14 protein-coding genes are annotated in these 19,158 nt (G+C 55.7%); 10 read left to right on the forward strand and 4 right to left on the reverse strand.

All coding sequences use genetic code 11. The annotated features are described in order from the left end of the window. Positions 1-6 precede the first annotated feature (6 nt). The 5 genes from GRX76_RS11500 (at position 7) to GRX76_RS19480 (ending at position 4,412) form a co-directional block, all read left to right on the forward strand. Positions 7-525, forward strand: a complete 519-nt coding sequence (locus GRX76_RS11500; protein ID WP_160153446.1) for a MaoC family dehydratase — start codon at positions 7-9, stop codon at positions 523-525. Between the two features lie 15 nt (positions 526-540). Then, entirely contained in the window at positions 541-1,710 is a 1,170-nt protein-coding gene (locus GRX76_RS11505; RefSeq protein WP_201276801.1) for an acyl-CoA dehydrogenase family protein, read from the forward strand. Positions 1,711-1,736: 26 nt separating this feature from the next. Next, on the forward strand, positions 1,737-2,936 hold the full coding sequence (locus tag GRX76_RS11510; protein WP_160153448.1) for a CaiB/BaiF CoA-transferase family protein: 1,200 nt from the start codon (positions 1,737-1,739) through the stop codon (positions 2,934-2,936). Between the two features lie 30 nt (positions 2,937-2,966). After that, positions 2,967-4,073, forward strand: a complete 1,107-nt coding sequence (locus GRX76_RS11515; RefSeq protein WP_160153449.1) for a CaiB/BaiF CoA-transferase family protein — start codon at positions 2,967-2,969, stop codon at positions 4,071-4,073. Between the two features lie 93 nt (positions 4,074-4,166). Then, on the forward strand, positions 4,167-4,412 hold the full coding sequence (locus tag GRX76_RS19480) for a DUF6482 family protein (RefSeq protein WP_370463922.1): 246 nt from the start codon (positions 4,167-4,169) through the stop codon (positions 4,410-4,412). A 47-nt stretch (positions 4,413-4,459) separates the two neighbouring features. On the opposite strand, the gene GRX76_RS11520 is transcribed toward GRX76_RS19480, so the two are convergent. Beyond that, the gene (locus GRX76_RS11520) at positions 4,460-4,942 is read right to left on the reverse strand and encodes a GNAT family N-acetyltransferase (RefSeq protein WP_160153450.1); all 483 of its coding nucleotides are present in this window, start codon (positions 4,940-4,942) and stop codon (positions 4,460-4,462) included. Positions 4,943-5,256: 314 nt separating this feature from the next. On the opposite strand from GRX76_RS11520, the gene GRX76_RS11525 reads away from it, so the two are divergent. Next, a complete protein-coding gene (locus GRX76_RS11525) occupies positions 5,257-6,465 on the forward strand; it encodes an RtcB family protein (protein ID WP_160153451.1) in 1,209 nt (402 codons plus the stop codon). Between the two features lie 22 nt (positions 6,466-6,487). Continuing rightward, positions 6,488-6,700, forward strand: coding sequence for a hypothetical protein (locus tag GRX76_RS11530; protein WP_160153452.1), 213 nt, complete (start codon positions 6,488-6,490; stop codon positions 6,698-6,700). A 13-nt stretch (positions 6,701-6,713) separates the two neighbouring features. On the opposite strand, the gene GRX76_RS11535 is transcribed toward GRX76_RS11530, so the two are convergent. Then, on the reverse strand, positions 6,714-8,858 hold the full coding sequence (locus GRX76_RS11535) for a M4 family metallopeptidase (protein WP_160153453.1): 2,145 nt from the start codon (positions 8,856-8,858) through the stop codon (positions 6,714-6,716). 624 nt (positions 8,859-9,482) lie between these two features. Here GRX76_RS11535 and GRX76_RS11540 point away from each other — a divergent pair. Then, positions 9,483-12,215 (forward strand): DEAD/DEAH box helicase, encoded by a 2,733-nt coding sequence (locus GRX76_RS11540; RefSeq protein WP_160153454.1) that lies wholly within the window; start codon positions 9,483-9,485, stop codon positions 12,213-12,215. Positions 12,216-12,262: 47 nt separating this feature from the next. Here the strand turns inward: GRX76_RS11540 and GRX76_RS11545 are convergent, their stop codons facing one another. Next, a complete protein-coding gene (locus tag GRX76_RS11545; RefSeq protein WP_160153455.1) occupies positions 12,263-12,910 on the reverse strand; it encodes an SOS response-associated peptidase family protein in 648 nt (215 codons plus the stop codon). 234 nt (positions 12,911-13,144) lie between these two features. Between GRX76_RS11545 and GRX76_RS11550 the strand changes: the two genes are divergently transcribed. Continuing rightward, a complete protein-coding gene (locus GRX76_RS11550) occupies positions 13,145-15,571 on the forward strand; it encodes a thrombospondin type 3 repeat-containing protein (RefSeq protein ID WP_160153456.1) in 2,427 nt (808 codons plus the stop codon). Positions 15,572-15,651: 80 nt separating this feature from the next. Here GRX76_RS11550 and ppnN read toward each other — a convergent pair whose 3' ends face one another. Further along, positions 15,652-17,025, reverse strand: a complete 1,374-nt coding sequence (ppnN, locus tag GRX76_RS11555; RefSeq protein WP_160153457.1) for a nucleotide 5'-monophosphate nucleosidase PpnN — start codon at positions 17,023-17,025, stop codon at positions 15,652-15,654. A gap of 182 nt (positions 17,026-17,207) precedes the next feature. Between ppnN and GRX76_RS11560 the strand changes: the two genes are divergently transcribed. Further along, complete coding sequence (locus tag GRX76_RS11560) at positions 17,208-19,106, forward strand: hypothetical protein (RefSeq protein WP_160153458.1); 1,899 nt, start codon at positions 17,208-17,210, stop codon at positions 19,104-19,106. The last annotated feature ends 52 nt before the right edge of the window (positions 19,107-19,158 follow it).

Here is a 19,158-nt window from a genome sequence, read left to right on the forward strand (position 1 = left end):
ATCCGTATGGCTGGAGAAATAAAAAAGGTCGGTGAAAACCGCTACCGCGAAACCTTCGGACGTTTTTTTGAAGACTTCAAGGTGGGCGATACTTATGAGCACCGCCCGGGTCGCACCATCACCGAAACAGACAATACCTGGTTTACCTTGCTTACGATGAATACCCATCCCGCGCATTTCGACAAGGAATACGCCAAGGGTACTGAATTCGGTCAGCCGTTGGTATGCAGCCCGTTTACCGTTGCGTTGATGGTGGGTATGAGCGTGACCGACATCAGCCAGAAGGCAATTGCCAATCTGGGCTGGGACGACATCAAGATGACCGCGCCGCTGTTTGTGGGCGACACCCTGTACGCCGAGTCAGAGGTGTTGGAAGCGCGCGAGTCCAAGTCCCGTCCGAACCAGGGGATCGTCACCGTGCGCACCCGTGGTTTCAAGCAGGATGGCACAGAAGTGAGCTCCTTTGTCCGAAAGGTACTGGTGTGGAAGCGCGGTACCGAGATGGAAGACAAGGTCAACTACTGATTTCTGGAGGTGGCGATGAGCTGGACGGCTGAAGACGAGATAGCAATCCTCGATACGATTGATCGCTTCGTGGAGAACGACGTGGCACCCATCGCGCGGGAAAAAGACCTCGCCGATGAATATCCCCATGAGCTGGTTGAGACCATGAAGGAGCTGGGTTTGTTCGGTGCAACCATTGGTACCGACTACGATGGCCTCGGGCTTTCGGCGTCGGTATACGCGCGCATCGTGCAGAAAATTTCTGCGGCCTGGATGGCGCCGGGCGGCATTTTCAATTCACACCTGATCATGGCAGCGGCCATTGAGCGCTTCGGTACCGAGGAGCAAAAGCAGCGCTTCCTGCCTGCGATGGCAATCGGCGAACTACGTGGCGGTATTGCATTGACCGAACCCAACGCCGGTACCGACCTACAGTCCATCGGCTGTGTGGCCCGCCGTGATGGCGATGAGTACGTGATCAATGGCAGCAAAATGTGGATCACCAATGCGCTCAATGGCAACTGCCTGGCGCTGCTGGTGAAAACCGACCCCCACGCGGAACCACGCCATCGCGGTATGTCCATGTTTGCCATCCGTACCAAGGACGATGACGGCGCGCTGTTGCCGGGTGTAGAGATCAATAAAATCAAGAAAACCTGCTACCGCGCCATCGATACCTGTGAAGTGGTATTTACTGATTTTCGCGTATCTGCCAATGACCTGATCGGTGGCGAAGAAGGGCGGGGTTTCCATATGGCCGTGGGCGGCCTCGAACTTGGGCGCATCAATGTAGCGGCGCGCGGCGCCGGTATCGCCCAGGGGGCCCTGAAGCTCGCGCTGCGCTATGCGCAAGAGCGCGAGACCTTCGGCAAACCGATCATCAAGCACCAGGCCATTCAGTTGAAGCTGGGCGAAATGGCATCCAAGGTGGAGGCTGCAAAATTGTTGGTGGACCAGGCCGCACGTATGTACGACACCGGTCAGCGCTGTGACCTGGAAGCAGGTATGGCCAAGTACTTTGCCAGCGAAACCGGCGTCTTCTGTGCACAGGAGGCTATGCGCATCTTCGGTGGCTACGGCTTCTCGACCGAGTATGAGATCGAGCGCTATTACCGCGATGCCATGCTGATGTGCGTGGGTGAGGGCACCAATGAACTTCAACGCATCATTATTGCCAAGCAATTGGCCGAGCGCGATGCAGCTTGAGGCAGGGTTTAAAAAGGGCGCAGGGCATGAGTAGTAACAATTTGCCATTGGCCGGGTTGCGTGTGATTGCCGTAGAGCAATACGGTGCGGGCCCATTTGGCTCCATGCAGCTGGCGGATCTGGGGGCGGAGGTCATCAAGATCGAAAACCCCCATACCGGTGGCGATATCGCACGCAACAGTGGGCCTTTCTTTCTCGGTGACAACGACAGCGAATTTTTCCAAACGTTTAACCGCAACAAGAAAAGTCTCACGCTGGACCTGAAAAAGCCGGAAGGTCGCGAGGTATTTGAAAGGCTCGTGGCCACCGCAGATATCGTGGTGAACAACCTGCGCGGAGACCAGCCGGCAAAACTGGGGTTGGATTACGATGCGCTGGGGCGTATCAACCCCAGCATTGTATGTGGTCATCTGTCGGCTTACGGGCGGGACAATGACCGGGCCGACTGGCCCGGTTACGACTACCTGATGCAGGCCGAGGCCGGCTACATGGCCCTCACAGGCGAGCCAGATAATCCGCCGGCGCGTTTCGGGCTCTCCATGGTGGACTTCATGAGCGGGGTCACCCTGGCCATGGGGGTACTGGGTGCGCTGGTCGGTGTTTTGCGCGGTACAGCGGGTCGGGACGTCGATATTTCATTATTTGACGTTGCTGTGACACAGCTTACTTACCCGGCCACTTGGTACCTGAACAGTGGCCATGAAGTGTCTAGAGTCGCGCGCTCAGGCCATCCATCGGCCACACCCTGTCAAATGTTCCGTACCCAGGACGGCTGGGTTTTCGTGATGGCGATGACCGAAAAGTTCTGGCAAGCGCTGGCGAACGGTGTAGGGCATTCCGAGTGGCTGGAAGATCCGCGTTTCACTGGCCCGGCAGAACGTCTTGCAAACCGGCCCGCGTTGAGTGAACTGCTGGATGAAGCGCTTGGGCGTGCTCCCACGGAGCACTGGTTGGCGCTGTTCAATGGCAAGCTACCCATTGCCCCGGTCAATTCCTTTGCCCTGGCCATGAGCAACCCCTGGCTCCAGCAGACCGGGTTGATCCAGTCACTGCCGCATGCGGCGAATCCCGAGTTTCGTGTTGTAGCCAGCCCGGTGAAACTGTCTGGTGAGCGAGCTGCGGGGCAGGGCTGTGCGGCGCTGGGTGCGGATACCGATGCACTGTTGACGGAGCTGGGATACGGCGCCGAAGCGCGCTTGCAACTCAAAAATTCGCAGGTTGTATAAACCCGTTTTAAAAAAATTTAAGGAGCAACTTTGAAGCTCGAAGGTATTCGTGTCCTCGATCTATCGCTGTTCTTGCCTGGGCCGCACTTGACCATGCTGATGGCGGACCACGGTGCGGAAGTCATCAAGGTGGAGCCCCCGGCCGGGGAGCCCACGCGGGAAATCGGCCTGAAGAAGAACGGGTTTTCAGTCTGGTTTCGCAACACACATCGCGGCAAAAAGAGTCTCAAGCTGAACCTCAAAGACCCCGGTGACAAGGCGCTGCTATTGCAGCTGGTGGATGAAGCCGATGTATTTGTTGAAGGCTTCCGACCGGGCGCCATGGCGCGCCTGGGGCTCGATTACCCAACGCTGGCGCAGCGCAATCCAGGGTTGGTGTATTGCTCTATTTCGGCGTACGGCCAGACGGGACCCAAGTGTTTGAAGCCTGCGCACGACCTCAGTATCCAGGCAGATTCCGGTACCGTATTCCTGAACGAGGGCGCCGATGGCAAACCGGCGATGCCGGCAATGCCAGTGGCGGATATGGCGGCGTCGCTGATGGGGCTTTCCGGGGTGTTGATGGCCTTGTTGCGCAGGGAGAAAACCGGCCAAGGGGATTACCTGGACATCTCCATGCAGGACAGCCTGATCGCTTGGCTGCCCAACGCGTTGGGACCGGTTTTTGCCGAAGACCGCTCGCCCGAGGTCAAGCAGGAGCGTTCCTGGGGTGGCAATGCCATGTACCAGATTTATGAGACCAAGGATCAGCAGTTCCTGACCCTCGGTGGCAGTGAAATCAAGTTCGCAGAGAACCTGTTCAACTTGCTGGAAAAACCGGAACTTCTCACCGTGTGCAAGCAGCCGCCGGGTTCGCAACAGCAAGCAATCAGCTACCTGAGAGAGCGGTTTCTTGAAAAAGATCTGGCGGAGTGGCAGTCCCTATTGGATGGCATCGATGTTTGCTGGTCACCGGTTCGCAAGCTCGATCAGGCCCTAGAGGAGGCACACCTGTCGGAGCGCGGGATGGTGTTCGTAGACGGCGAGGGTAATCACCACCTTGGCAATCCGATTCAGTTCCTGAACGAGCCGGCCACTATTCGCACAGAACTGCCACAGTTAGGCGAGCATAACCAGTGCTTCGTTGAGGAGGCTTAAGCACCAGAATTGATAAATTTCCGGTTACCTCTCTGGCACCCTAAGCTAAAAGTGGCACTCCATCCGTGATACTTGGGTGCTCTGGGAGGTAATATGAACCTGCAGATCCTCTCTTTAGAGGGACAGTTTTATCTCGTAAGGACGGTCGATGAGTCTGGGTCACACCTCCTAACTGACCGTCGAAACAATCCGTACAGGTTCCATTGTCTTGAGGAAATCCGGGATCACTTTGGGAGTCATAAACTGGAAGAAGTATGGCTGGAACAACATACTCCCTATGAAGAGATGTGTGGATTATACGACGATACTGGGCCATTAAAAATAAAACTGAGTTGGTAACTTGGCATTACCAATACATTTTAACTGTTTAAGGTTTCGGTGTTCTTCTACGTGTCGGCAATACGCAGCATCTCGATGTGCTGAATCCCGTCTTCATCAAATGCATCCGACGTCTGGGTGAAGCCAAACGCGTCATAAAAACCCTTCAGGTACAGTTGCGCTGAAATGCGAATGGGTGCCTGAGGAAATTCACGCTGGGTGTGTTCAATACCCAGACGCATCAGTTCTCTGCCAATTCCGGTGCCGCGTACGCTTTTACGCGTCAATACGCGACCGATGGAGGGCTCGGCATACTTTATTCCCGGCTGCACCAGGCGCAGGTAAGCGAGCAGGGCGGGGCTATCTGATTCGCTGTTCCAGCAAGCCAGGTGCCAGGCGTGCTGGTCTTTGCCGTCCACGTCTTGGTAAATACTTTCTTGTTCCACGGCGAAGACTTCTTGGCGCGCGCGCAGAATTTCGTAGAGTTCACTGGGTGTCAGTTGATCGAATGATGACCAGCGGTAGTGGTGTTCGGGAGTGGGCTTTGTCATGGCGGTTATTGTAGGGGGTAAATGCCGACCCTTGTCTAGGTTTTTTAAAAATAGGTTGACAAAAGGATTTCAGGGAATATCCTCTCCCGCTGTTAACCCACACACAAAACAGGAGCCATGAAATGTCATTGCGGAGTTATAAACCCAGTTCTAATTGAACGGCCTTTCATGTGCTTGCGCTTGAAAGGTGATACCGCCTTTCAAGCCAGATCTCCAAGAAGCCCTGGCTATTTTTGCCGGGGCTTTTTTGTTTTTACTTCCCGGCTTTTTGAAAGGCATTTGAAGATATACGTGGAGAAATCCAGGGACGAGTTATGCCTGTAAAAATGGTAATCAATGGCAATGCGCCTGCCGGCACGGTGCCGGTGAAGATATACACCGAAGACGTGGAAAACGCCGCATTGCAACAACTGAAAAATATTGCCCAGCTGCCCATTATTCACTCCCATGTGGCGGCGATGCCGGATGTGCATATGGGTATTGGCGCTACGGTCGGGTCTGTTATTCCAACGGTCGGGGCGATTATTCCGGCGGCAGTGGGTGTGGATATTGGTTGCGGGATGAATGCGGTGCGCACCTCCCTTAACGCCAATCAATTGCCCGACAACCTGAAGCCGTTGCGGGATGCGATCGAGCGGTGTGTACCGGTGGGTTTTGCCCGCCACAAGCGGATCAGTGCGCGTGAGGCCGCGGCCCAGAAGCTGGCTTTCGGTGCGGATCTGTTGTTTGCCAAACACCCACAATTACTGAAAAAGCTGCGCAATCCACAGGAAACCTGGGTAACCCAGCTGGGAACCCTGGGTGGCGGCAATCACTTTATCGAGATCTGTCTCGATGAAAACAACCGGGTCTGGGTGATGCTGCACTCCGGGAGCCGGGGTATTGGAAATGCCATTGGCCAGCACTTTATCCAGCTCGCCAAGCGCGATATGGAAGGGCATATGCACAACCTGCCGGATCGCGACCTGGCCTACTTCAGTGAAGGCAATGCGCACTTTGATGACTATATCGAGGCGGTGCACTGGGCCCAGGAATACGCGCGGGTGAACCGGCAGGAAATGATGAAGCTGGTTGTAGGTGTACTGCAGCAGCAGCTGCCGCCGTTTACGCTGGAGTCCGAGGCGATCAACTGCCACCACAATTACGTGGTGCGGGAGCAGCACTTCGGGCGCGATGTGTTTGTAACGCGCAAGGGGGCAATCAGTGCGCAGAGGGACCAGCTGGGAATTATCCCCGGATCCATGGGGGCGCGCTCCTATATTGTCCGGGGGCTGGGTAATGCGGAGTCTTTCTGTTCCTGTGCCCATGGGGCAGGGCGGCGCATGAGCCGTACTGCGGCGCGCAAACGCTTTACCCGGGAAGATCTGGAGGCCCAGACACGCGGAGTACAGTGCCGCAAGGACAAAGGAGTCATCGATGAAATTCCCGCGGCGTACAAGGATATCGACCAGGTAATGGAGAATCAGCGCGATCTGGTGGATGTGGTGCATACCCTGAAGCAGGTGATCTGTATCAAGGGGTAAATAATCTTATAAGGAGACGTTATTGAAGAAGAAAGCGGATCGGAAAATATCCATTCATATTTCCGCAAAAGAACGGCGCAACCCGGGCAATCCGGTTGCGCAAAACCCGCTGTTACGCAAAGGTGGTGCCCATGTGCGGGCAAAGTCTGCCGATCGTTTTGACAGCAAACAACAAACCAGAAAAGCAGCGCGGGAGTGGGATAACTCCCGCGGCTGCCATTCCCTAGCCGGTTAATTGCTGGTTAGCCTCAGGGGCTGGCTTGGGCCTCCAGGGTGACACCCGAGTAGGCGCGATATCCCCGAATGCTGATATACCAGGTGCCCGCTTGTGGGTTGCTGATATCGCAGTTCTCATTATTGCTGGAGATATACGGCCTGCAGTCGTAGCTGCTGGTGGTCGGTTGCGCGCCGTAGCGCACGTACAGGTCGGCGTCGCCGCTGCCACCAGACATCTGTACATTCAGTGCCGACATACCCGCGGGAACATCCAGCGTGAAATGCTGCCAGGCATTGCGGCTGCCAGAAAGGTCGGTTTCTACCCAGCCATCGCCATTACCGCCACCGCCGCTGTCTTCATCAAAGCTGCCGACAAGGTTGACGCCCGAGAAGCTGCTGTAGGCTCTGACCATGACGTAGTAAGTACCGGACTGCACATTGGCGATATTACAGGTCTCACTATTGCCACCGATGTATGGGCGACAGTCGTAGCTGGACGTGGTGGGGGCTGATCCATAACGCACGTAAAGATCCGCATCACCGCTACCGCCAGAGATCTGGAAGCTGAGGTTGCTGGCGCCGGCGGGTACGTTCAGGGTGTAGTGGATTTCTTCACCGGTGCTGCCGGAAAGGTTGCTGGCGGTCACGCCGTTTTCCAGTTCGCCACCACCAGGGTTGCCACCACCGCCACCACAGCTGGCGGTAGATACACCGACGGTATCAAAAGCGGCAGAGACCGCCGCGGCATCGTAAGCCAGGTCTGCCGTTGCAGACATGACGCCGCAGGCAGCGTCTACGTAGTTGGAGGTGGAGTTCCAGTACATCTGGTTCGCCAGAACGAAAATGTCGAACGCCTTGCGGGTATCCCAGCCGCTGGTGTTGGCAATCAGGTAAAAGGCGCGGTTGAAAACCCCGGAGCTGTGGTGCACATCCATTCCGGAATAGTAATTGGAGGCGTGGCCGATGGAGCTTCCGTCCAGGGTGGGATCTTCCATATAGCGCAGTGCGCCGCTGGCTTTGTAAATATCCGCACCTACCAGCCAGTCGTTGCTGCCGCGCATATAGAATTCAGCCGCTTCACCGGCCATGTCGGAGAAGGCCTCGTTAATGCCGCCAGACTGGGCTGAGTATTGCAGGCCGGAATTCTGCTCGGTAAAACCGTGGCTGACTTCGTGCGCGGATACGTCCAGGCTGACCAGGGGGTGGAAGGTATTGCCGCCATCCCCGAAGGTCATCTGGCTTCCGTCCCAAAATGCATTCTCATAGTTGTTGCTGTAGTGCACGCGCATGCGCAGTTTTTGCGTCAGTGGTGCGGTGTTGTACCAGTCGTTGTACAGGCCGAACACCACGCCGCCAAAAAAATGTGCGTCGTTCAGCGGAGAGTAGGCTCCGTTGATGGTTTTGTAGTCATTGTATGGACAGGTAAACGAGAAAACGCTGCCACCGCTGGTGCGGTGATTCATGTCGACGGTTTCCACGTTGGTGGTATCCATTCGACAGCTGCTATCTACCTGCATTGCCGGGTAGTCGGTGCCGTATTCGTAACGCCCGGTCTTCTGGTTGCCGCCGGGACCAGTCGCGTCCTGGTGGGCGATGCCGTCCCAGTGCTCGATGACTTCTCCGGTCAGGGCATCGATAAAATAGAAGGGGCGTGAGGGCTCATCGCCGTACTCCACCCAGCTCACCAGGTAGGCGAGCCGCGCGTTGTTCTGGCCATCCACATGGATATACAACTGTTCCTTCTGGTTTTTGGCCGCGAGCTTCAGTGCCGGAACCGAAAGGGCACCATTGATTTTGCCCAGCTGCGCGCGCTGGTTGATTTTATGGCTCATGGCCCGCTGCAGCGCATTGGAAGCCTGGATAGAGGCTTTGGTGGAGGGTACATCCAGAGTCAGGCCCATCAGCACATCACCCTGTACCTGCGCGGAAATCCCCTGACCAGAGCTGGTGACGGTTTGCCCCCAAACCGGAATGCCCTGGTGTGTCTGTCGGTAGCGGGTGATGACTTTGCCATTCGGCAGGGTCCGCGAACGGATTTCTTCCAGAGCGATGTCGGTGCCGCTGGTCGCTGCCAGTGATTGCGGGGAAAGCATGTCCGGGGTCGCCGGAATGCGATCCGCCGCATGGGCACTGACCGCTAACGCAAGTGTGCAGCTGATTCCTAAAAAACGCGTCATTGCAAATTGTTCCTTATTTTTTGGATTGCTTTTCGAGAATCGAATTCCTGAGGGATCGCCTCTGCGATGCACGCAATACCAATGCGCGAAGCATGTGCATGCACTGCCACTCGATATCGAAAACATGGGAGGTAAGACTGCAGAAGACGAACTGGAGTGCAGGGACTCGCAAGCGAGGGAGTAAATAGGCGGGAGGACCTGCCGTTATTCAGATGCACTCTACTTTCTCATACCGGAGGTGTCCGGGGTTTCCGGACCTTCTGGATACTACGCCGCGTACTCCCATTTACAATAAAGTGAGGATGAGAAGACTCGCGAACTGGAAATTATCGAATGAGATTGAGTAGCTGATCTCAGAAATAGGGCGACTATCCCGCCTTTATTGGTCATTTTGCACGCTCGTGCCAGCGTGAAATGGCGCGAACCACTTCATTTAGCTAGTACGTCCGTGTTAACCGGGTGGCAGGCGATGGCCGGGCTTTCTTTCCTGTAGTGTTGGAAGAACATATGAGTTCGACGGGAAAAGCACAGAGAAAGACGTATAGGGAGACGTATAGGAATACGTATAAAAAGGCGCTTAGAATAGGTGCGCACAATAACGACTCATTAATTCCGGTTGTACTGATGTCAGAACCTCTGCACGCATTGATCGAGTATTTCCGCCGTTGCTACCGGGCGGACAGTTATGATCTCTCCCTTTCTAATATCGCGAAATTACCCGCAAACCGTCGGATGTATATTCACGGTGAAGATACCTTGGGCTCGGGCGATTTACATCGAATCCCCATGGTTGGCGATGCGGCCGAGAAACTTGCCGAGTTGACCGATAGCTACCGCCGCGAACGCCGGCTGATATACGGCGCTTTTCTGATCTCCGGCAGCCTGTCGAATGCGACGGGAATTTCCCGCTTGCGCAAAATATGCGCGCCGCTGATTTACGTACCCGTGTCCTTTGTCAAAGACGATGACCTCTTCATCGAGGCGGATGCCAGTGATGTGCGGGTGAACCTGCCGCTTTTGCGAAATCTGCTGAAGCCGGATGTGGACGCATCCGTAGTTGATCAATTTCCGCCGCTTCGTTGGCCTATGGGCACCAGCCAGATTACCGCCATCGGGCGCTGGCTGGAGCGTTACAGCGTGGTCGATGACCTGCAGGAGCTGGGACGTTGGCCCCGGCTATTGGATGGCCCGGAACTCAATCAGCGTATTGCCGGTTCTGCGCTCCGGGTGAGTGCCGCTTGCTGTGTGGTGCTTGCGGATCGCTCCCGGGGCGTGCGGGGTGTTTTGCATGAACTCGGGGCACTGGTCGAGGCACCAACGCATTCCGCACCGGTTATGCAGCTATTGGGGCAGAGCACGCCAGTGTCGAAACCTTCTGTCAGCGCGCCCGAGTCGATTCCGGCCCTGTTGTCTGATTCGCAGATTCGGGGGATGGATAGTGCCGCGCACAACACCCTCAGCCTGGTGTCGGGCCCGCCGGGCACCGGTAAGAGTTACACCATTGCGGCCATTGCGATCGACCGTATTTTACAGGGCGAGTCGGTGCTGATTGTCTCCAAGACGCGGCACGCGGTGGATGTGGTGGGCCAGAAACTGGCCGACACTTTCGGCTTGCAGGCCGGCGTGGTGAGTGCGGGTAGCGAGGGACTCTCCCGGGGGCTGAAGGCCCATCTGGATTCCCTGTTGAAGGAGGGGCTGCCGGCAGATCTCGGCTCTCTCTCAGAGGCTAAAAGTCATGTGGTGTCCTGCCGCAAACGTTTGATGGCTACCGAACGACGATTCGTCAAATCCCTGAAGTTGTCTACGGTCTCCGGCGTTGGGGGGCTTCCGGGATGGTGGGGCAGATTCGTCGGTGCACTTTCTGGCGCCACACGAAATATTGAAGAGCTGTGGATGTTGCGGGAAAGCATCGGCAAGGATCGCGAAAATTTCGAGGCGGCTGCCAAAGCTTACCTGAACTGCGCGCGAAATCACTGCCTGGCCCGCCTATTGGAAAAGCAGCGCGGGACCCTGTCTCTCTTTAACCAGGCGCTTCGCTCGCGTACATCAAAACGGCAGGCTGAGCGGTTTGCGCAGCTGAATTTTGACGCGGTGTTGCAGGCCTACCCAATCTGGCTCGTCGGGCTGGATGAGGTAAGCGATACCTTGCCCAATCTCCGGGAAATGTTCGACCTGGTGATTTTTGATGAAGCGACGCAGTGCGATATCGCAAGCGCCTTGCCGGCACTGCAACGGGCAAAGCGCGCGGTCATCGTGGGCGATGGCAAGCAGTTGCGGCATGTATCATTTCTTTCGCGCGGTATGCAGGCAGGTATCTGGTGCGATGTGATGAGCGAAAAGGGTGGCCCTCCCTCGCGCTACAGCTATCGGGAACATTCTTTGCTGGATCTGACATCGGATGTCATCGAACGGCAATCGGCGATTACGATGCTCGACGAACATTACCGCAGCAAGCCCGACCTGATCAGCTTCAGTAACGCGCAATTTTACGGTGGACGTCTGAAAATTATGCAGTCCCGGCCGGGTACGGCCAGTGATTCGGGGCTGGCGTTTCGTAAGGTCGATGGCAAGCGCAAGGCCAACGGCAGAAATGCGGAGGAGTGCGAGGAAGTACTGGCCGAGTTGCATGGTCACCTAGCGCAATATGCACACTTACCCTTGGTGCCTTCGGTGGGGGTCCTGTCGCCATACCGGGATCAGGCGGAATTCCTGGACACGGAGATACGCAAAACACTGAGCGCCCGGGACCTGGAGCGGATGTCGTTGCGGGTGGCCACACCTTATGGTTTCCAGGGCGAGGAGCGCGATGTGATGCTGCTATCTATGGGTATCGACGCAGCAAGCGCCCGTGCCGGTAGTTACCTGAATCGGCCGGATATGTTTAATGTGGCGATCACCCGAGCGCGAAAACGTCAGCTGGTGATTCACTCCATTGACGGCGGTGATTTGAGTGACAGTAACCTGTTTGCGCGCTTCTTGAGCCACGATCACTACAGCCTGGATACCCGCGAAAAAGAGAGTGCCTGCGCATTTGCCGAGGAAGTCCGCGGCGCGCTAGCAGAGAAGGAGATCCATTGCTGGGTAGGTTATACGGTCGCAGGGCATGAGATTGACTTGTTGTGCGAACGAGATGGCCGGTTAATCGGCATTGACCTGATCGGCTATCCCGGGGAATTCCGCGATTTTCTTCGCTTACCGGTTTATCAGGCATTACATCGAGCGGGTATTCCGCTTCTTCCATTACCTTACTGTCAGTGGCGGGAAAACCAGGCAGGTGTCGTCAGTCTTTTGGCGGGTTTGTGGCTTGACCAGGAAAGCTGTCCGTCAAACAGTGTGGGGGTTCCGGAGGCGCAGTGAGCCGGTTGATATCGTTGTAGATACGTGATTTTCGCAAGTGCGGCGCATCACACCCTGTGCCTGGGTCCGGCATATTCTGTAGAGGTCGCCCGCGTTACTGGCTGTACGGAAAGCGGGTAGCCCGCAACTTCTTTGTCGGGATGGAGGTACGGCTCAAACACCGCCGTATCTTCATCTGACCCCAACCACCGCTCAATAAAGTCCGCTTTATCTGGGGCAATCATCGGGAAGCTTTTCTCGTGAAACTGCTTGGTATCCGGGTGGGCGTCCAGGGTGATAATGCTGCAGCTCACTGTTTCCCCCCACGTCTTATATAGCCCACAGAAAAAGAAGGGGGCGTGGTCTCCGAAACAGAATTCCACTGGATTTTTACCGTTCTGGCTCTCTACCCAGGCCGTTGCGGGAATCAGGCAGCGAGATTTGCGGTACTCGGGCCGCTGCCCCAGCTTTTTCCAGTTGCTGTTGATGGACCAGTACTTTTTGTGCGGCTTCCAGCTGTCGCCTTCGCGCTGCAGATACAGGTGCCAGATTGCACTTTCTACTGAGGGGGCGCCATGTCGGGCAGTGACGATACTCACTCGCGACGTGGGGCGCTGCCGGCGGCCGAAGATCAAATTTTGGGGGTGATGAATGCCATGTTCCTCGACAAATCGCTCCAGGCCCGCGTGATCATCGGCATCAAATAGGCTGCACATTTGACTGATATTTCTCCGTGACAGATGCAGTTCAGCATATTATCGATTTCACCTGCTTGCACTGATCATCAGCGCGGGGCGTCTCTATCGGGAATTGCCCCAAGATGAAGGGGGTGGCGAAGGGATGTATACTGCGACATCTGCGTGAAGGCTTTGATCATTTTGATGCCATCACGTTCCGTCGCCAAGGGAGTAGCTGGCGGCTGTAAATCCTTCAAGGCTTACAGGATGTATATGCAAAAATTCCTCGCACCGCTGGTTCTTCTCGTATTGTCCATTTCGCTGGCCGCCTGTGGTGGCGGTGGCTCTGATGGCGGTAGCGATTCCGGCGACCCGGTTCGCCCGCCGGTCTCCAATGATGAAGAAGATTTCTCTGAACCTGTAATCCAGATTGACGCGCCATTAAGCACCGTCGACCGCGCATCAATGCGCTTTATCAGCGGATCCACACTGGCCGCGTTGGAGCTAGCCCGTCAGACGTACGGCCTCTGGTGGAAGGGGGACTTGCTGCAACAGCTGGATAAAGGGGTTACCCGGGACAACTGCGATCACAAAGGTTCTTTCGAGCTGGAGGTAAACAGTGATCGCACCCGTATGGTCGAGCGATATGACCAGTGCGGCCTCACCCTGGATGGAGAGCTTGTCACCGTCAATGGCCGTGTTCTTACCGAGTTCTCCGGTATCGGCGATGACGGCACTTTTCGGGTCAGATCTGTATATCGTGATTACTCAGTGGCCAACTCAATGGAAGAGGAATTGCTGGAAGCTGTCATTGTATTTAATGGCGGCATCTCTGCGGGGAGTGATTTCCAGCCTTCTTTCGACCTGAATCTAAGGGCTGACAATACGGTGGACGGCACCCTGAGAGTGAAGAATTTTCGCTTTCAACTAGACGATGGTGGCCTGTTTTCCGAATCACTGTCGACCATTCATCTGGCCAGTGGGCAAGTGGCACTCGATTCTCATATCAACGTGATGCTGAACGGTTCCGAGCAAGATCGAATCGATGTTCAGGGAGCTGGGGCAGCGACGGGATCACTGGAGCTTCGCAATGAAGGTGTCGCCGTGGCACTGGACGTGCAGCCAGACGGGCAGGGGGATTATTCGCTCTTCTTTCCCATGGCAGAAATAGACGGTATGGAGTTTTTCAGTGCCGCAGAATCGGTGCCTGAATTGCGCCGTACTTTTGTTGAAGAGGCTTTTCTTAAAGAATTGCTCGAAGATGAGTCATTTGAGTTTTCGGTATTGGACTACTTCCGCAATAGCGACGGCCGGTTACTGGAATTTCGCTTGGACATTAGCCAGATACTGCCGGAAAACGCATTTGGTGAGGAGCGGGAAGGGTTCGTTGCTCCCGAATATCAGCTGGGGAACCTGGGGGGTGGTGATTTTCAGTTTTCAGCCGGTGGCCTGAATGTCAATGAGGTCCGCTTCTATTTTGAAGGCTATGCCCAGAACGCTGCAGAGACGGAAAGCCCGGAGCCCTTGGAGTTCGATCTGTTGGTATTGCGAGATACCGATGGCGATGGACAGCCGGATAAAGACGACTCCGATGACGACAATGACGGTATCAGTGACTATGACGATGTTTTCCCCAAAGATCGGAGTGAGTCGAGAGATACCGATGGCGACGGGGTAGGCGATAACCGCGATGAAGATGCCGACAATGATGGCGTCGCTGACGAGGAAGATGATTACCCTCTGGATCGTCTGTGCCACCTGGCATCCGATGGTAATGGTGAGCGCTGCCGTTTGTGGGATTTCAGTAGCCCGATCTGGTCCAAAAACATTGATCGCAATGGCGTGGTGTATTACTTCAGCGATTATGGTCGAGAAGTGTGGCGTTGGGATTCTACAACAGGACATTTCCTGGAAACACTTGAGCTGGATCCGAGATTGGTGGGAGCGAACAGCAATCCGGATTATCTGTTTTACTCGGAAGCCCAGCATGTGCTTTATGCGGGGTATTTGGTGAGCGGCCTCACGAAGATCGACCTTAATAGTGAACCCTATATCGAGGTCCCCTTCATTCAAGAGCCTGTGTGGCTCGGAGATCAGCGAGTACTGTCGTTTGGGTTGGATATGTCTGGGGATGGCATCGTATTCAGTGGCCGGGCTCTCGATCGTATCTACCGGGCTTTCGATAACAGCGGGTCTTTGTTGGATACCTACAATAGGTCGGTGTGGGGTGAAAACCTTGACCCGCAGTATATACCTTTTGAAATTGCACCTTTCTGTCGAATCGGTATGGCTTTCAATCAGGATATTGGCCTCTTTGCGTTGTTGAGCGCTGCGGAAGAGACTCCGGATACAGATGTGTGCGGCGAAATGCGCTCTGTGTGGGGCATCTATCCGGTCGTCTCGCCTGATGGAAACAGGGCGGTGATTGCCGATGGCAGTATTATTGACCCCGCGGGAAACGTGCTTTCCACGCAGACGATTCCACTCATGAGCGGTCATGTTTTCTGGACAACCGGTGGTATCTACACCATTGATTCGGATGAAACCACGGTTTCAAAGTTTGACCCGGATGGTAACTGGGTAAGCAATATCACGATTCCGGAGGATTTTAATCTGGATGAGGTTCTGGCCAATCATCACCACATTATTCTGTATGACCACCAGGGTGCACCATTGGTGATCCGGAGTGAGGCTCAGTAATAAAAAGCCCCGGTCTAGGCCGGGGCTTTTTGGTCGTGCAAAACGATCGGGGTAATCGGAACCTTTACTGAGCCTGTATTTCAGCCCTGGCTGATTCGATAGCAGGGAATATAGGCCTTTCCGGGCAGTTTCATTCGCTGCTGCTTGATAAAAGACTCCAGTAAGGTGTCCATACTCCGCATTAGTTCCGGGTCGCCACACAGTTCATAGGGGCCATTCTTTTCCACATTGCGAATACCTTCGTCCTTCACGTTACCGGAAACAATACCGGAAAAGGCGCGACGCAGGTTGGCCGCGAGCAGATAGGGTTCCTGGTTGGTGTGGAGTGCCAGCTCGCGCATATTGTCGTGGGTAGGCGCGAAGGGGCGTTGGAATTCGGTCGAGACCTTTAGCTGCCAGTTAAAGTAGTAGGCATCACCGGTTTCCTTGCGGTGCTGTCGTACCTTTTCGATACCAGCGGCCATTTCCCGGGCCACTTCCGCGGGGTCATCAATGATGATCTTGTAGCGGGATCTGGCCGATTCACCGAGGGTAGAGGCGATAAACTGGTCGATACGGATAAAGTAATCCGCGGCACTTGCCGGGCCAGTAAATATGACCGGGAAGGGTTGTTGCTTGTTGTCTTCGTGCAGCAGTATGCCCAGCAGGTAGAGGATTTCCTCTGCGGTACCGGCGCCACCTGGAAACACGATAACGCCGTGGCCGGTACGCACAAAGGCTTCCAGACGTTTCTCGATGTCCGGCATGATCACCAGCTGGTTGACGATGGGGTTAGGGGCTTCTGCGGCAATAATCCCCGGTTCGGTAATGCCCAGATATTGGCCGTGCTTGTCCCTCTGTTTGGCGTGCCCGATGGTGGCGCCTTTCATCGGGCCCTTCATGGCACCTGGGCCACAGCCGGTGCAGATGTCGAGCGATCGCAGGGCCAGTTCATAGCCCACCTTCTTGGTGTAGTCGTATTCCTCCGCAGAAATCGAGTGCCCACCCCAGCATACCACCAGCCGAGGTACCCGGTTGCGGTTGAAAGTACCGGCATTGCGCAGGATATGGAACACCGCGTCGGTCACGCCCTGGGCCGAGACCAGGTCATAGCGCGGATCGCCGGTGATTTCACTGTTCACGTAAATGATATCGCGCAGTACGGCGAACAGATGTTCGGCGATACCACGAATCATCTTGCCATCGACAAATGCACTCTCTGGAGCGTTGTGTACCTCGAGTTTTACGCTGCGCTCGGTGGGAATGACAGAGATATCGAAGTCGGCATAGGTTTCCAGTAGCTCCTTGCCGTCATCCATATAACCGCCGCTGTTGAGTACGGCGAGGGCGCAATTGCGAAATATCTGGTATTGCGGGCCGCGACTTTCGTCACGTAGCTTGTGGATTTCATACTTGGACAGGATGTCGAACTGGCCGGTTGGAGACACCTGCGCATCAATAAGTTCTGTGGACATGCAACCCCCAAAAAGCGTGATCGCTTGTAATTATCGAATTTGCCGCACAGCGGCACTATCCAGTGTAGTCCATGGCGGAACCAAGTAATAAGGGTGTTTAACAAAAACGTTATCAAAATTTAGCCAAATCTTCTTCTTCGTCGCGCAGTCTGTGGGCTACTCCCCCAACCAAGGATGGTCCGATGAAACAACTGTTACTGGCAACGCTACTTTGCAGCGGCCTGGCCCAGGCCGCGCCCTACGAATGGAACTATCCGGCTCCGCTCAAGCTTCCCGGCGCTAACGACAACGGCAAGTTGGTCTTGTTTGACGTTTCCCATGGTGGCACCGAGGGGAATGCGGACTGGGTGATCGACGGGGCCTTTTCCGACTTCGCCGATGACCTGGTTTCGGCCGGTTACACGGTAGAGGAGTACCGGGGACGGGATAAAAATGGCGATGGCATCATCCAGTTTGTCGATGATTACACCAGCCCGAGCTCATCAAACAGTAATGCCAACGAGGCGGTGATTAGTTACGCCGCTATCAGTCATGCGGATGTGCTGGTACTGGCGGAGAGCAACCGCCCCTTTACCCAGGCGGAGCTCCAGGCCCTGGAAGACTTCGTTGCCGATGGTAAAGGCATTTTCTTTATTGCCGATCACTACAACGCCGACCGCAATCTCAATAGTTGGGATAGCACCGAGGTGTTTAATGGTTACAACCGCTCAACCTTGCTCCAGTTCAACATCGGTGGCAGTTATGGCGATCTACGTAACCCTGGTTCCGCCAGCGCAGGCTGGTTGGCGCAACAGTTCGGTATCCGCTTTCGCTTTAATGCTATCGATTGGCACACCGGTGCCAGTGGTATTGAGCCTTCGGCACAGGTAGAGGGACTTACCGATGGGGTGGGACCGGTTCTGATGGCCGGTGGCGCCACCCTGGCTGTGACCGACCCGAGCCGGGCAAAAGGTCTGGTGTATTTCTCTGGTAGTGACAATCCCAGCGCCTGGAGTCATGCGGTGGACTCCGGCCTTTACTTTGGTGGCACCGGGGAAGGGCCTTATGTGGCCATTGCCAAGTCCGGCGCGGGCAAGGCGGCATTCATCGGCGATTCCAGCCCCATCGAGGACAGCTCCCCCAAGTACAAGCGCCAGGATAACGGCAACACCAAAAGTACTTATCCGGGCTGGACCGATGCCGGTAATGCGGCACAACTCGCCCTGAACCTGGTGGACTGGCTGGCAACCCCGGAGAGCTACACCCACTTCAACAGCAGTGCCCACCCGGCAGGCACCGCCACACCAAACCCCATGGCCACGGAAGAGCTGGACGACCCGGACAACGGCCAGCCTTGGAGTACCCCCTCTGGTGGCTACAACCCTTGGGACACATCCACCTTCGATTACGGTGCCTACGGAGCGGCTACCGGCCCGGTGAGTGGGGGTGGCGGTAATACCAGTGCGCTTTCTGTCAGCGAAGCGCTGGCGCTCCCTACCGGTACCCCGGTGACTGTGGAAGGCGTGATTACTCAGGCGATCAATGGCGTATACGCATTGGAAATCGAGGATACCGCTGGCGTCAGCAGTCTGTATGTCAAGCTCGAGAGTCAGTACCGCGATGCATTCAGTCCCGTCAATAACCCGGCAGTAGTGGGGGAAACGCTATACGTGAGCGGCACCCGCGACAATTACATGTCGGAGCCCAGTATTGAATACGTAACCGATATGCAGCTTGTCGGCGCGGGCAGCGGAGACGGCGACGACGAGGGCGGCGAGAGCGGCGAGAGCGGCACTTGTGCATCGCCGGAAGCCGTATCGGTTTCCACGGCTTATGCCAGCAACCAGGGAACGGCGTTAACCGTGGTCGGGCAGGTGATCGGCGGCGTTAATGACCCCTATGCCCTGGAGCTGGGTGACCTGAATAACAGCACTTCGGTTTACGTAAAGCTCGAATCTGCGCAGCGCGCTCAATTCAGCCCGGCCAACAACCCCGCGATCGTCGGTAAAACACTGGAAGTAGCGGGTGTGCGCGACCTCTATATGAGCTACCCGAGCCTGGAATCAGTGAGTGTCCTGACAGAGGTGGGCGATTGCCCCTGACAGTACGCCTGATAACTCCAATTAAACCAGTAACTGGATCGCAACCAGAGCG

This window comes from Microbulbifer sp. ALW1 (assembly GCF_009903625.1).
Lineage (GTDB): Bacteria > Pseudomonadota > Gammaproteobacteria > Pseudomonadales > Cellvibrionaceae > Microbulbifer.